We start from the raw sequence: 14,538 nt of genomic DNA, 5'->3' as shown, positions 1-14,538 counted from the left end.
CTTATACCTATTCCGTTGATAGATTAGCGTCAAAGAGGGGAGATTCTTATGACACTAACAGTTTGGTTATCACTTTTTACCGTGTGTTTATTAGGGGCGATGTCACCAGGCCCAAGTTTAGCCATTGTTGCTAAACACTCGTTGGCGGGTGGTCGTGTTAATGGTTTCGCAACGGCTTGGGCGCACGCATTTGGTATTGGGATTTACGCGTTCATCACTTTAATTGGTTTGGCGGTAGTACTTCAGCAGAGCCCATTGCTGTTCAAGACCATTAGCCTTGCTGGTGCGGCTTACTTGGCATATTTAGGGTTCAATGCATTGCGCTCAAAAGGTGGCGTAGCAGCAAAGTTGGAGTCTGGCGAAGAGACAACGGTCATTCAATCTGCACGAGAAGGCTTTTTGATTTCGATTTTAAGCCCGAAAATTGCTTTGTTCTTTATCGCACTATTTAGCCAATTTGTGGCACTAGGAAATGATCTCAGTAATCAAATGATCATCGTGGCGACGCCATTTGTTGTCGATGGTTTGTGGTATACCTTTATCACGTTGGTATTGTCCAACTCACGTGTCGTTGATCGTATTCGTTCGAAAGCGGTGCTGATTGACCGACTGTCTGGCATCGTTTTAATGCTATTGGCTGTGCGTGTGGTAGTGACGATTTAATCAAGCTGAGAGCACTACAACCAGAAAAAGGCTACCGAGATGGTAGCCTTTTTTGTATATAGCAAAAAAACATCCTAGCTCTAAACGAGATAGGATGTCAGCAAGGAAGGTTACTCAGGAACATAGGGGGAGTGTGAAACCTTCAGAAGCGTTAACGACGAACTTCTTCAAACTCGCCTTCAATTGCGTCGGACTTACCCGTATTGAATTCATACTCTTCATGCATTTCTTGTTGCATTTGCTTCACGCGTTTTTCAATACGTTTACCAGTAATCAGTGCTGCGATGGTCAATGGAATCGCCATGATTAGGCTAAATACCAAAGTAAAAAAGCCAGTAATCAGTGCTAGTGCAGTAACGATAATTCGATTCATAATCATGACCTCTCTTTCAATCTATGGGTTCATATTAATAATCTGAACATGAACGAAACATGAATATACCCAAATAACCTCAAAATTCTAGTTTCAGCAAGATTGTCTTGGTTCGTAGACGCGGCGACGATTTGAAGTTCTAGTGATTCTAAATCGAGAATCGTCAACAAAGTATCCGAGCCAAGACAACTTGCCCTAGGGAGCGTGTTACTAACGCCATTTCTTTGATAAATCCCTCGGCAATAGTGAACTATTACGCAAGCGATTTATCTTTGAACTAGCGCTAGTAACGACGCTCTGAATTCTGAATATTGAGGTCATTTGGGTATCTAACGTTCAATTTCGCATCGATTTGTCTGAGGAATGTCAAACCGCCCAAAAAAGAAAAAAAACGCCTGAGGGTCATCAGGCGTATAAACGGGGGATAATAGTTATTATTGTTTGACAACAAATGAGGTGATAGATCGCTACACATTGTGGTTAACGTTGTGGAGCAAAGTTGACCTTATTGAGGGAAAGTCTGGTAACGAACACCCATCATTTGTTCCATACAGTGCACGACTTGGCAGCTGTAACCGAATTCGTTGTCGTACCATATGTACAGTACGCAACGCTTGTCTTGTGCGATAGTTGCTTGACCGTCAACTACGCCAGCATGACGAGAACCTACCAAATCACTAGACACAACTTCCGTTGAGTCTGTGTAGTCGATTTGAGCGGATAGCTCTGAATTGAGCGCCATGCCTCGTAAGTACTCATTCAATGAATCACGATCGACATCTTCACCAAGGTTTAGGTTGGCAACTGCCATTGAAACGTTAGGTGTTGGGACGCGAATAGCATTACCCGTTAGCTTACCAGCTAGCTCTGGTAGGGCTTTTGCTACTGCCTTCGCCGCACCTGTTGAGGTCAGAACCATGTTTAGAGATGCACTACGACCACGACGATCTCCAGAGTGGAAGTTGTCAATTAGGTTTTGGTCGTTAGTGTAAGAGTGAACCGTTTCAATGTGACCAGAAAGCACGCCGTACTTATCGTTTAGCGCTTTAAGCACAGGTGTGATTGCGTTGGTCGTACAGCTTGCTGCTGAGATGATAGTGTCATCTTGCTTAATTACGGACTCGTTTACACCAAATACCACGTTCTTGATGTCACCTTTTCCTGGGGCGGTAAGCAGTACTTTCTCAGCACCTGTACATGCTAGGTGCTGGCTTAGGCCTTCTGCATCACGCCAAACACCAGTGTTATCAACCACAAGTGCATTGTGAATGCCGTAAGTTGAATAGTCGACATCGCTTGGTTGGTTAGCGTAAATAATTTGGATGTAGTTGCCGTTTACAATCAGAGCCTTACGCTCTTCATCTACCACAATGCTACCGTTGAATTGACCATGAACAGAATCACGTCTTAGTAAGCTAGCACGTTTTTCCAAATCGCCTTTTTTACCACCTCGAACAACGATTGCACGTAAGCGCAGCGGGTAGCCAGGGCCACTTTTCTCGATTAAAAGACGGGTTAGTAGACGACCAATTCGCCCAAAACCGTAAAGCACGACGTCACGGGCTTCGAGGGATGAATCTGCATCACGTGCGCCGTTTAGCGCCGTTTGAAGAAAATCTTCAAGTGCGGACGCATCATCATGATCTCGCCAGTACATATTTGCTAATTGACCTACATCCACACGACAAGACGAAATGCTCATTTCGCAAAGCGCTTGGATAATCGGCATGGTTTGTTCTAGAGAGAGGGGAGAACCAGTGTAACGGCGGGCAATTCGGTGAGTTTTGAGAATGTCGATGGTGGTTGCATTGATCAGTGTTTTACCGAAGAGGACGACTTCAATGCCTTTTTGACGATATAGCTTACCGATAAGAGGGGAAATAGATTCGGCAATCGTTTGGCTTGTTTGCCAGTCTTGGAGATATTTCTCTGGACTCATTGTTGTTTCGGACCTTTCACGTTTTGGGGCTGACTTTACTCTCTTCTGTTACCTCACCGGTAAAGTGTGAGAGTTTGTTATGTAATGTGATTGTAATAATTTTGTGTGCGAATTGTACGGCGTGACCTCTTATTCTGCTAGGAAAAATAATATGAGATAAATCACCGCATTCTTAGGGATTTACTGTTGAATGTAGGGTGATTTGTATAGCAATTAGTGATATTGACTTTAGTAAAGTTAGATACTTAATTCGCGATGATAACGCTCTAAGTCTTATTTATTCTGATGGATGTAATTTCCAGTTTCAGTAAAAAGGAGATTCGAATCTGTTTGTAAACAAAAATAGTAATCATAAGTCGGGCTTAACAAAGAAATTCCTAGAGAGTCTTAAGTACAAGTCGCTCAGGGCATCAAGTAGGAAAATAGGTTTTCAAAAATTTGTGTTAAGTCACACAAATCTGCACCACACCAGATTTCTTGAGAGAGAGTGGGCTTTTAGGTGTTTCAAAACAAAGAATTTACTCTAGATTAACCCGACCAAAACGACGACAGTATGAAACTGGACTAGTATTTTAGAACGTCAGTTTTTTTTCGGTTCGCAAAGCCAAATGATAACGAAATTATCAATAAAGAGTCGTTTAGCTTTACTAACAATGATGCCTATCGTGGTTATCACATGGTTCGCATTGCTCCAGTTTTCACATACGACACAGCAGGTGGAAAGACTGAACCTAACAGTCAACAATATTCATACGTTAAAGACTATCTCGGATGCAGCCAACTTTGTATATCGCTCTGTGCGAGAGCGACAACATCAAAAAACAGATGTGCTTTCCGTTGAGTTGGAGCTACATCAGCAAGAAGTTCAGCAGTTTTATAATCAGTTTGCTCGTAACCCAAATACACGTGATTTTGCTTTAGAGTGGAAAGAAGAAGCGCTCAATGTGTTTTCATCTCCGCTGGATGAAGTCGTTGAATCGGGTGATATTGCCTATCAAATGATGGCATTAATGCTCAAGTCGGTGAATCGGGAATACCACCAATTAGAAAGCGATGATTCTCAATGGACTCAAGACATCATAGCCCATTTGGCTGAGCTGTCTTTCTGGACGCAAAAAGAAGCATGGCTAACCTATACCCTTGCAATCAGCGGTTACACACAACCGAACAGGGACACTCTTATCAAGGTGGTCGATAAACAGCAAGAAAGCCTAGATAGCTTTTTGCTTTTAGGGGCGGATAGCCAGCAAGTTTTCAAGTTACTCGATTTTTTCCAATCAACTCGCTACCGACAGAATGTACAGAGTCGTTCTCAGTTGATTGACGGTAAAATGTCTCAAGTCGAACTTCAGTTCTATCTTGTGGATTTAGATTACCGGCTGCAACGGCTAATTCTGTTGATCAAAGGTTTTTCCATTCAAGCGGAAGAGCGTTTGATGTCTGCAGTAGAGTATGAAAAAAGAGAGCTTGTGATCATCAATGTTACTGTCTTGCTGGTGGTGACCTTACTATGCTTTTTGGGAGGAACAACTTGGTTTCGCGTCCATTCAAAGCTGGGGGCAATACTTCATGCTCTTCGTGGGAGGGGTGAAAGAGGCAGCAGTGCAAAAATCACGGTAGACGGTAATGATGAGTTTACGGAGTTTGCACGGCAGTTGAATAACATCATTGAAGAGCAAAGTTTGAAAACAGATGAGCTGGTTAAAACTCGCGAGTCAGCTATTGCAGCGAATCGAGCAAAATCTGTTTTTCTTGCCAATATGTCCCATGAAATCAGAACCCCACTTAATGGCATTATTGGGATGACAGAGATCCTTTCGCACAGTGAGTTAGACAGTCACCAGCAAGAGATCCTAGAAAACATTGATACTTCATCGCATTCATTACTGATTCTACTCAATGATATTTTAGATCTCTCAAAAATTGAATCCGGTAACCTCAACCTTTCACTGACAGAAGCTGATATTCGAGAGGTTATTTACCAGTCATTGATTCTGTTCCATTCAAAAGCGACCAGCAAGAATATTGAGCTTCACGTTAACCTTGATGAAAGTATCCCGGCTTTGGTGAAAGCAGACGATCATCGAATCAAACAAATCATTACCAATTTACTTAGTAATGCGATCAAGTTTACGGACGATGGGTATATATCTGTAGATGTTGGATATCAGCGAAAGAGTGCTGGTAAAGGGGAGTTACATTTTAAAGTCACTGATACTGGCATCGGTATTGATGAAAGTCAGTTGAGCAACATATTTAAACCTTTCACCCAAGAAGATGACAGTATTACTCGTCAATTCGGAGGGACTGGATTGGGTCTAGCTATATGTCGTCAGCTTGTCTCAATGATGGGGGGAGAGCTTAAAGCTCAATCTAGTAAAGGGTATGGCAGTAGTTTTGAATTTTCTGTTGAGGTTGAAATAGTAAGCCGCCAGCTCTGGCGCTCACAAGTCGTAAAGCGTGGTCTACTCATTTCTGACAATTATCGCTACTCGCCTCAGCTTGAACGAGAATGTCGATTAGCAGGCATTGAACTAAAGGGTGTTGATGATGCAAAAGGTGCTTGCGACTTAAAGGATGATTTCGACGTCGTATTTTATTGCTACAGCCTACACCAAAACATCAATAAAGATCTTGAACAGTTGGAGGCTCGTTTTCCACTCGAAAAGGTTGTTGTTTGTCAGCATCATTTGTTTTCCACACATATCAGTTTAGATCGAGTACATGCCCTGCTAACTCAACCGTTTTTAGGAAAGCGTTTCCAGGCAGCAATCTCTGAGTTGGCGGAAATCCAACTGAGAAAATCTCAATCTCTTGCAGAAATAGCGGTAAACGCACAGCCTTTGGATCAGTATGTTGCTGGTAAACATAAACGAATTCTCATCGCCGAAGATAACTTGATGAATCAGAAAATCGCGAGCTTTTTCCTAGAAAAGGCGGGATATGACTATCTTATCACGAGTAATGGCAAAGAAGCCTTGGATGCGATCACTCAAGGTGGAGAATTTGATGCAATATTGATGGACTGCATGATGCCTGTGATGGATGGCTTGACCGCAACGGAAGAGATTCGCCGTTGGGAAGATAAAACGAAAAAACACAAAACCACAATCATTGCGCTTACTGCGAGTGTCTTGGAAGAGGACATACAAAAGTGTTTTTCAGCTGGAATGGACGCTTACCTACCAAAACCTTATAAATCGCATCAGTTATTTGAGTTGTTTAAAGAGCTAAAGCTTGCTTAAATCGCCCTTAAAAGCCGGACTCTCTACGGCCTTAGAACGATAAAGAAAAGGAAGTAACATGTTCAAACTTGCTGTGATTGGGACAAACTGGATCTCTCAACAATTTGTTGAAGCGGCGATTCAGACTAAAGAATTTTGTCTACAAGCGGTTTATTCACGTGATGTCGTGAAAGCGCGTGAATTTGGCGCACCTTACAATGCGGTATCTTACTACGATAGCCTTGATGATTTAGGGGCAGACTCAGACGTTGATGCAGTGTATATCGCAAGCCCTAACTCGCTGCATGCGCCACAGGCTATTAAAATGCTTGAATATGGCAAGCACGTTATCTGTGAAAAACCGATGGCGTCAAATGTTCTTCTGGCTCAAGCCATGTTTAAAGCAGCGGAAGAGAATAATGTCGTGTTGTTTGAGGCTTTCATGTCGCCCTACACGCCAAACTTCCAAGTGTTGAAAGAGAGCCTATTGACGATTGCTCCTCTTCGCCATGCAACGATTAGCTACTGCCAGTACTCTTCTCGTTATCAGAAATACCTGAACGGTGAGAACCCAAATACCTTCAATCCAGAGTTTTCCAATGGCTCTATCATGGACATTGGCTACTACTGTGTGGGTTCTGCTGTTGAGCTGTTTGGTGAACCTAACAGCGTACAAGCAAGTGCTCATCTTTTGCCTTCTGGTGTTGATGGTTGTGGCAGCGTGACTCTGGCTTACGATGGCTTCAACGTGAATTTATTGCATTCGAAGGTGAGCGATTCACTCATCCCAAGTGAATTTCAAGGTGAGCAGGGCAGCATGCTGGTGGACATGATCGCTACAGGGCGTGGTGTTGAACGTATTTTGCGAGGGCAGGACAAAGAAGTGCTGACGTTACCTCAAGAAGAGAACCATATGTTCTATGAAGCGCAGGCGTTTGCGAAACAACTTAAAATGGGTGTGATTGATCAGCAAATGAAGCAGCGCTCATTGTCCGTCGCAAAAGTGTTGACCGAAGTAAGAAGACAAACTGGCGTGGTTTTCCCAGCTGACGAGATCTCTTTATCTCGCTAACTTGATCTCTAAACTATAGAAACGACAAAGCCCTCACAACGAGGGCTTTGTTATATGTGTTTTTTTAAGCTGTTACTGTAGCAGAAGCTAGCTTACGAATCGTTTTTTGATAAGTCATATAAGCCGAGAGCCCTGCCATCAGATTACCAATACTGGCACCAATCAGTAGCCCTTGAATGCCACCCATCTGAGCACCGACCCATAGACAAGGTAAAAAGAACAAGAACAGGCGCAAGGCCGAGATTGTCAGTGCGGTATAAGATTTCCCTAACGCGTTACAAATTGACACCATCAGCATACACACCCCAAGCGAACCCAAACTGATTGGGACGATCATTAAGTGCATGCGCAAGACTTGTTCTACTTGTGTATCGCTTGTCATAAGTAAGGCGAGTGGATTAGCGGCGGCAAACGTCAATAGTGCAATCAATAGCTGGAAACCAAGGATGAACTTAACGGCAATAGATACTAGCGCACGAATATCGGTGTAGTTTTTCGCTCCTAATAAGCGTCCGACCATAGGGGGCATCGACATGGTCAATGCCAATACCGATACAATGGCAAAAAACTCATAGCGCGAGCCCAAAGCCCAAGAGGCAACTGCAGCTGTACCAAAGCCAGCAAGCAGCTTGGTTGCTAACATAGAGGATAGCGGTGGTAGTAATTGGCTTATCATCGCAGGCCCCATAATGTTGCCAATCGATGTCACGCTCTTGAGTACATTTAAGTCTTGCCATTGGAATGTAGCCCAGTGGTTCTTCTGCACGCGAGGTGCGACAACCAAGATACCGAAGCTGAAAGCGATAATGGTCGCAATTGCAGCCCCATTAATGCCCAAATCAAAAGTGAAAATAAACAGTGGATCGAGTACTAAGTTCACGCCGCTGGTGACCATCATCATAGTGCCGGGCAGCATAGTGTTACCGTTCGCGCGACAGATACTATAGTAGAAGTACAGCACGGCACCTACCCATGAGCTTATTAGCCACCAAGGCCAATAGCTGTCGATGATTGGCATGACACTCTCTGGTGCACTAAGTAAAGAAAGAATAGGGTAGCGCAGAAACCAAATAAGCAGACCAAAGATGGCTACGCCAACGGAGCCGATCATTAGCACCAAGCCGCCCAACTGTTTCGCGTATCGGGTATCGTTCGCACCCAGCGCTTTGGATATCACTGCAGTTGTGGCGATACCCAAGCCAACTTGGATACCAATGACCACCATCTGCAGCGGCAGCGTAAAGCCTTGCGCAGCAAGAGGCAGGATACCGAGTTGACCAATGAAAGCACTATCGACAAGCTGGAAGCTCATCAGCGATAACACACCAAACAGCATTGGCCATGTCATAGTAAACAGCTGTTTTGCCAGCGTCGGTTGTGCGTTAGAAGAATTCGAGGGCATAGGAATGTTGCGTGTTTTGGGAACAAAAGTTGATTTTATTGTACACACTGTACAACAAAGTGACAAAAAGAAACCCCGAGCAAGGTATTCCTGCTCGGGGTTGGAAAACTGAACTAGTTGCGCTTATTTTTTGCCGCTAGTTTGCTTGTCTTCTTCAGTCAGTTCGCGAATACGACGGCTGATATCACGACGAGCCTTAGAGATCTCTGCACTCTTGATGATGTGATCGTCAACGCGGTCTTCGTAGTCTGCTTTCATGTTTTTGATGATTGCAACGATTTCGTCGTGAGACATTTCTGGTTTGATGTAGTCTAGTAGGTTTTCTAGTAGGTCTACACGTTTACGGTTGTCACGAACTTTCTTTTCGTTATCAAGCAGCTCACGTTTTAGTTTGTTTTTACGACGAGCTTGGTTCACGATTTCAAATACGCTACTCATGGTTCCCTTTCCTAATTTGTGAATATCTGATTCGATTAAAGCACAACATCCCGTGGCATAACAGTCTTAAGATCAAACGCCACGTTGACTTGAACATTTATTCATCAATTCTGATGTGGCTTTAACAAACACGGCGAAAAAGCACGATTGTTGTTCACTTGAGCAGTGAGATGCGTTGTCATAGTGAAGTTCTGGTTATATCATCTGTGTTAATTACTACAAATAATGAAGCTCGAAATGAACTCTGGGACTATTGCGGAGCCGGCTGAAAGCCAAGACCTTGAAACAAAGGATGAATCTTTGGCTGAGAAACTAAAAGCGGCATACGTAGACGCAAGAACACAACTCGAAATCACCGAAGTCGAACTTAATCGGTCGAAAATAATGGTGGTGGATGAGAATGGAAAAATGACCAAAGTGTCGATTTTATCAGAGCATTGAGACCTAACCCGATTCGCAAAGGGTGTCAGGTCCATGCACTATGCTTTAGCCTGAGACCCAAATTCAAATGCAAAAATAATAAGGAAATGCATTATGAAAGTTGAGCTAACGGCAATTGAAGCACGAGTAATTGGCTGCTTAATCGAAAAAGAAGTCACCACCCCCGACCAATACCCTCTAAGCCTTAACGCGCTGACTAACGCATGTAATCAAAAAAGCAACCGCGAGCCTGTCATGTCATTGTCTGAAGCAGACGTGTTAGACGCGGTTGATGCACTCATCGAACGTCGTCTTGTCAGCGATGAAAGTGCCTTCAACAGCCGCGTAAGCAAATACCAACACCGATTCTGCAACACTGAGTTTGGCGACTTGAAGTTAACGGAACAAGAGAAGGGAATCGTATGTTGTATGCTGCTTCGTGGCGCACAAACGCCGGGTGAAATTCGTACGCGCACTAACCGCTTAGCGGCATTCAATGATGTGAAAGAAGTTGAAAATGTGCTCGAACACCTTGCTAGTGAAGAAAAGGGTCCGTTAGTCGTCAAATTGCCTCGTGAAGCTGGCAAGCGAGAATCACGCTATATGCACCTATTCTGTGGAGAGGTTGATGTTAGTGAATTGGCTGTGGCAAGTGCTGCACCATCTTCTGCGGGTTCAGAGCGCATCACCCAACTAGAGCAAGAAGTGGCAGAACTTCGAGCAGAACTTGCAGCCTTAAAAGAACAGGTCGAATCACTACTTTCATGAGTGACACCGCTAAGCAGAGTTGGAGCGTCTATTTGATTCGGAATAATCGCAATGCCTTATATTGTGGTGTTACCAATGATATTGAACGACGCTTTAACCAGCATCAAAGTGGCAAAGGAGCCAAAGCTTTAAAAGGGAAAGGGCCTTTGGTGTTGGAATGGTCAAAAAGCTTTGAGTCAAAAATATACGCAATGAAAGTCGAATATTTCATAAAGCAGTTACCTAAAAACAAGAAAGAAAAAATCGTGATAGGGGACGCGACTCTCAGTTGTGATGACTTAGGCGTACATTACCTTACTTAGCTAACAAAACCGCCTTATACGGCGGTTTTTTCTTGTTTGTAGGTACCAATTTATTGGACTCTAGCTCATAATAGAAACCAAATTCCTCACAAAAATTTATCAAATATAAGTATGGAATTTGTCTTGCGTTATATGGATACAGCGTACTTTCGAAATGGAATGCTTGGCTAGGTACTAAGAATTAAGCCCCACAATGATGGCGGCAAAATAACAAGAGCATAGAATGAAAAAAGCGCTTATATTTTCGCTATTCTCCTTAATTGGTGTTTCTTCAAACGCCTACTCAACCCAGGTACTAGACGGGTACTGGGCATATCAGGAGTATTTAGAACAATATCCAAACCAGCGAGCTCTCACTGAAAAGTTGGGGGATGCTGTTAGAAATTATCCGGTTCCGCTCAACGCAGAGCAGCGCCACCCTCTCAAAATATCGGTTGTTTATCCTGGGCAACAAGTCTCTGATTACTGGGTGAGAAATATTGAAGCTTTTGAGAAAAGGCTAGATAAGCTGAAGATTAGCTACCAGATTAACCAGGTTTTTACGCGGCCAAATGCTGATATCAAGCAGCAAAGCATGTCATTAATGGAAGCTCTCAAGAGTAAATCTGACTATTTGATTTTTACGCTTGATACGACTCGCCATCGTAAATTTATTGAGCATGTTCTAGACTCATCAGAAACCAAACTCATTTTGCAGAACATCACCACACCAGTGAGAGAGTGGGAGAAAAGGCAGCCATTTCTCTATGTTGGTTTTGATCATGCTGAAGGGAGTCGTGCACTAGCCAAAGAGTTTGGAAAACGATTCAAAAAAGAGAGTAAATTCAGTGTGTTGTATTTCTCTGAGGGATACATTAGTGATGTCCGAGGGGATACGTTTATTGAGCAGGTTACTCGTGACAATGGTTTTGCCCTGGAGTCGGCCTTCTATACAAAAGCGACAAAATCTTCCGGGTATCAAGCCGCTAAACTGAGCTTAGAAAAATATCCTGATATTGACTTTATGTACGCCTGCTCAACCGACGTGGCACTTGGTGCAGCTGAAGCGTTAGATGATCTTGGTCGCGATGATATTATGATTAATGGTTGGGGTGGCGGCTCGGCGGAGCTTAACGCTATTCAACGTGGTCAGCTTGATTTTACTGTTATGCGAATGAATGATGATACAGGTATTGCAATGGCTGAAGCGATAAAGTGGGATTTAGAAGGACAGTCTGTACCAACCGTATTTTCTGGTGATTTTGAGGTGGTGACTAAGTCAGACGCACCTGAACGAATTGAACAACTCAAGAAACGCGCATTTAGATACTCAGATAATTGATGTCAGCTCAGTTAAACTTAACCAAGCGTCGCTCTCTGGCGACGCTGATAACCCGCATAATTGTCGTCGTTCTAGCGCCGATTATCTTTGGTATTTTCGTCCAGAGTTATTACTTCTCCAAACAAATTATTTGGCAGGAGGTCGATCGCAACAAACAGCAAACCTCTTCATTGATCCATAATATCTTTGATAACCATTTTGCGGCGATTCAAATCCACCACGACAGCAATTCCAAAAGTGAACCCATTCGCGATTTCTATTCCGATAGAAATGCTGAAATGCTCAATTACTTTTATTTGGGCATTGATCAAAGTGACCCTTCACATACCCCAGAGTTTCGATTCCTAACTGATCACCACGGTATTATTTGGGATGATGGTAATGCTCACTTTTATGGTGTGAATGAAGTTATCTTAGAGAAGATGTCGAAGAAAATATCTTTTAGCAGTAACTGGTACTATATGAATGTACGCACGCTGATGGGGCAGCGGCATATGCTGCTAAGGCGTGTACCAGTGATCAATACGTCCACTGGTGAAGTCTTAGGCTACTCATTTATTTCGATTGTTCTAGATAATAACTTTTCATTGATGGAAAAACTGAAAAGTGAAAGCAATGTAGATAACGTCCTTTTGATTGCAAATAATGAAATGCTTGCGAACTCTTTTGATGATGAAGAGGACTACTCAGCGGCAGATATTATTGCGCGTCGTGGATCGACAAAAAGGCTAGATAAACTGCTGGTTATTGAAACGCCAATCATGGTGAATGCTTCGATGACTGAGCTATGTTTACTGTCAGTTCAAGACAACCAAGGCGTTGTATCTCTACAAATTCAACATGTTCTGGCAATGCTAGCATCCATCATTGGTTTGCTGATGATCGCATTGATGGCAAAAGAGTGGATGGAAAGCAAGGTTGCAGCTGCGCTCGATACGCTAATGTCCTATACAAAATCAGCCAGCGATGAGGATCGGTTTAAACGATTCGTTGGTTCAGATATCGAAGAGTTCAACCATATCGGCTCAACTTTAGAAAGTACATTTGAAGAGCTAGATTCGCAGAAAAAGTCTTTCCGCGATCTGTTTAACTTTGCATTATCACCGATTATGGTTTGGTCTGAGAGTGCAGTGTTAATTCAAATGAACCCTGCAGCAAAGCGTGAGCTTGTGATTGGTCAAGGCAATACTAGTCTTGAGGCCATGCACCCAGTATTCCAAAAGTTTAAAGAGAAATTGACACCTCACTTAAAGATGTCGGCGCAAGGCGCTACGTTGACGGGGGTTAATGTACCAATCGATGGCAAGGTGTTTCGCTGGAATTTATCACCAATTCGTGTTGATGGAGGGATCAGTGGAATCATCGTTCAGGGACAAGATATTACAACTCTGATTGAAGCCGAGAAACAAAGCACCTTAGCTCGACGAGAAGCAGAAAAATCTGCCCAAGCCAGAGCTGATTTCTTGGCGAAAATGAGCCATGAAATCCGCACGCCAATCAATGGGATCTTAGGTGTCGCTCAATTGCTTAAAGATTCTGTTGAACATGATGAACAACGTAAACAAGTCGATGTGTTGTGTAACAGCGGAGAGCATCTACTCGCGGTGCTGAATGATATTTTGGATTTTTCCAAGATAGAACAAGGCAAATTTAATATTCAAAAACATCAGTTTTTGTTTGCCGATACCATGCGCACTATCGCTAATATCTATGGCCCTATCTGCCGAAAAAAAGGTGTTGAACTGATTATTGATAATGAGGTTGAAGAAAACACTGAGATATTTACGGATCAAGTTCGACTTAACCAAGTGCTCTTCAACCTTGTTAGTAATGCGGTGAAGTTTACCCCCGCGGGTAGCATCCAGATTATCTCTACACTTGAGCATTTCCATGGTCACGATAGCAGTGTGCTCGTGATAAAAGTTGAAGACACAGGGATCGGGATTGATTCAAATAAACTAGACCAAATGTTTGAGCCGTTTATTCAAGAAGAGGCAACAACAACACGTGAATACGGTGGTAGTGGGCTAGGTTTAACCATTGTTAAAAACTTAGTTGAAATGCTTGAGGGTGATATTCAAGTTAGGAGTGATAAAGGTAAAGGGACACTTTTTGTTATTACCATCCCGGTGCAAGACCGACTGCGACAAGTCGAGGAATTAACACAAACACTAAGGCTTCCAGCAGAAAAGCTGTTTAGCGATGCGTTAAGAGTGTTGCTGGTGGAAGATAACCATACTAACGCCTTTATTCTTCAGGCTTTTTGCAAGAAATATCAGATGGAAGTTGATTGGGCAAAAGACGGAATTGAGGCGATTGAGAAGGTAAAACAGCATCGCTATGATTTGATTCTAATGGATAATCAACTACCGCATTTAGGTGGTATTGAGACAACCAAAACCATTCGAGACGTTCTTAAGATAGCAACACCAATTTATGCTTGTACCGCAGATACGATGAAAGAAACAAGCGAAGCATTTATGGCAGCAGGCGCAGACTATGTTTTGCTTAAGCCAATTAAAGAAAAGGCGCTGCATGATGCATTTACGGACTTCAAGAATCGATTTATCGAGGAAGAGGCGTAGGATAGGTATACCCAAGTAACCGCAAGATGCT

General features: G+C 43.1%; 12 protein-coding genes. 8 read left to right on the top strand and 4 right to left on the bottom strand.

Features of this window, described 5'->3' with window-relative positions:
* Positions 1 to 48: 48 nt before the first annotated feature.
* Entirely contained in the window at positions 49 to 663 is a 615-nt protein-coding gene (locus BSZ04_RS01825; protein ID WP_010451264.1) for a LysE family translocator, read from the top strand.
* Between the two features lie 151 nt (positions 664 to 814).
* Here the strand turns inward: BSZ04_RS01825 and BSZ04_RS01820 are convergent, their stop codons facing one another.
* Together BSZ04_RS01820 and BSZ04_RS01815 are read right to left on the bottom strand one after the other, a co-directional pair.
* Complete coding sequence (locus tag BSZ04_RS01820) at positions 815 to 1,036, bottom strand: hypothetical protein (RefSeq protein WP_005442428.1); 222 nt, start codon at positions 1,034 to 1,036, stop codon at positions 815 to 817.
* A gap of 505 nt (positions 1,037 to 1,541) precedes the next feature.
* Positions 1,542 to 2,975, bottom strand: a complete 1,434-nt coding sequence (locus tag BSZ04_RS01815; protein ID WP_010451270.1) for a glyceraldehyde-3-phosphate dehydrogenase — start codon at positions 2,973 to 2,975, stop codon at positions 1,542 to 1,544.
* A gap of 611 nt (positions 2,976 to 3,586) precedes the next feature.
* On the opposite strand from BSZ04_RS01815, the gene BSZ04_RS01810 reads away from it, so the two are divergent.
* Together BSZ04_RS01810 and BSZ04_RS01805 are read left to right on the top strand one after the other, a co-directional pair.
* A complete protein-coding gene (locus BSZ04_RS01810) occupies positions 3,587 to 6,220 on the top strand; it encodes a hybrid sensor histidine kinase/response regulator (RefSeq protein WP_162531042.1) in 2,634 nt (877 codons plus the stop codon).
* A 58-nt stretch (positions 6,221 to 6,278) separates the two neighbouring features.
* The gene (locus BSZ04_RS01805; RefSeq protein ID WP_088879336.1) at positions 6,279 to 7,271 is read left to right on the top strand and encodes a Gfo/Idh/MocA family protein; all 993 of its coding nucleotides are present in this window, start codon (positions 6,279 to 6,281) and stop codon (positions 7,269 to 7,271) included.
* 64 nt (positions 7,272 to 7,335) lie between these two features.
* On the opposite strand, the gene BSZ04_RS01800 is transcribed toward BSZ04_RS01805, so the two are convergent.
* Both BSZ04_RS01800 and BSZ04_RS01795 read right to left on the bottom strand, forming a co-directional pair.
* Positions 7,336 to 8,673, bottom strand: a complete 1,338-nt coding sequence (locus BSZ04_RS01800; protein WP_088879335.1) for an MATE family efflux transporter — start codon at positions 8,671 to 8,673, stop codon at positions 7,336 to 7,338.
* 123 nt (positions 8,674 to 8,796) lie between these two features.
* On the bottom strand, positions 8,797 to 9,111 hold the full coding sequence (locus BSZ04_RS01795) for a DUF496 family protein (RefSeq protein ID WP_005453573.1): 315 nt from the start codon (positions 9,109 to 9,111) through the stop codon (positions 8,797 to 8,799).
* A gap of 237 nt (positions 9,112 to 9,348) precedes the next feature.
* Between BSZ04_RS01795 and BSZ04_RS01790 the strand changes: the two genes are divergently transcribed.
* From BSZ04_RS01790 to luxQ, 5 genes are all read left to right on the top strand, one after another.
* Positions 9,349 to 9,552 carry a hypothetical protein gene (locus tag BSZ04_RS01790; RefSeq protein ID WP_010451278.1) on the top strand — a complete coding sequence of 68 codons (204 nt, stop codon included), beginning with the start codon at positions 9,349 to 9,351 and terminating at the stop codon, positions 9,550 to 9,552.
* A gap of 93 nt (positions 9,553 to 9,645) precedes the next feature.
* On the top strand, positions 9,646 to 10,299 hold the full coding sequence (locus BSZ04_RS01785) for a YceH family protein (protein WP_010451280.1): 654 nt from the start codon (positions 9,646 to 9,648) through the stop codon (positions 10,297 to 10,299).
* Complete coding sequence (locus BSZ04_RS01780; RefSeq protein WP_010451282.1) at positions 10,296 to 10,601, top strand: GIY-YIG nuclease family protein; 306 nt, start codon at positions 10,296 to 10,298, stop codon at positions 10,599 to 10,601. Before BSZ04_RS01785 ends, BSZ04_RS01780 begins: the two co-directional genes overlap by 4 nt.
* A gap of 223 nt (positions 10,602 to 10,824) precedes the next feature.
* Positions 10,825 to 11,922 carry an autoinducer 2-binding periplasmic protein LuxP gene (locus BSZ04_RS01775; protein ID WP_088879334.1) on the top strand — a complete coding sequence of 366 codons (1,098 nt, stop codon included), beginning with the start codon at positions 10,825 to 10,827 and terminating at the stop codon, positions 11,920 to 11,922.
* Positions 11,922 to 14,507 (top strand): quorum-sensing autoinducer 2 sensor kinase/phosphatase LuxQ, encoded by a 2,586-nt coding sequence (gene luxQ, locus BSZ04_RS01770; protein WP_088879333.1) that lies wholly within the window; start codon positions 11,922 to 11,924, stop codon positions 14,505 to 14,507. Before BSZ04_RS01775 ends, luxQ begins: the two co-directional genes overlap by 1 nt.
* Positions 14,508 to 14,538 lie beyond the last annotated feature (31 nt).

The organism is Vibrio rotiferianus (assembly GCF_002214395.1).
GTDB lineage: Bacteria > Pseudomonadota > Gammaproteobacteria > Enterobacterales > Vibrionaceae > Vibrio > Vibrio rotiferianus.
Note: the sequence above shows the minus strand (reverse complement) of the source record. Positions and strands in the feature narration are given on the sequence as shown.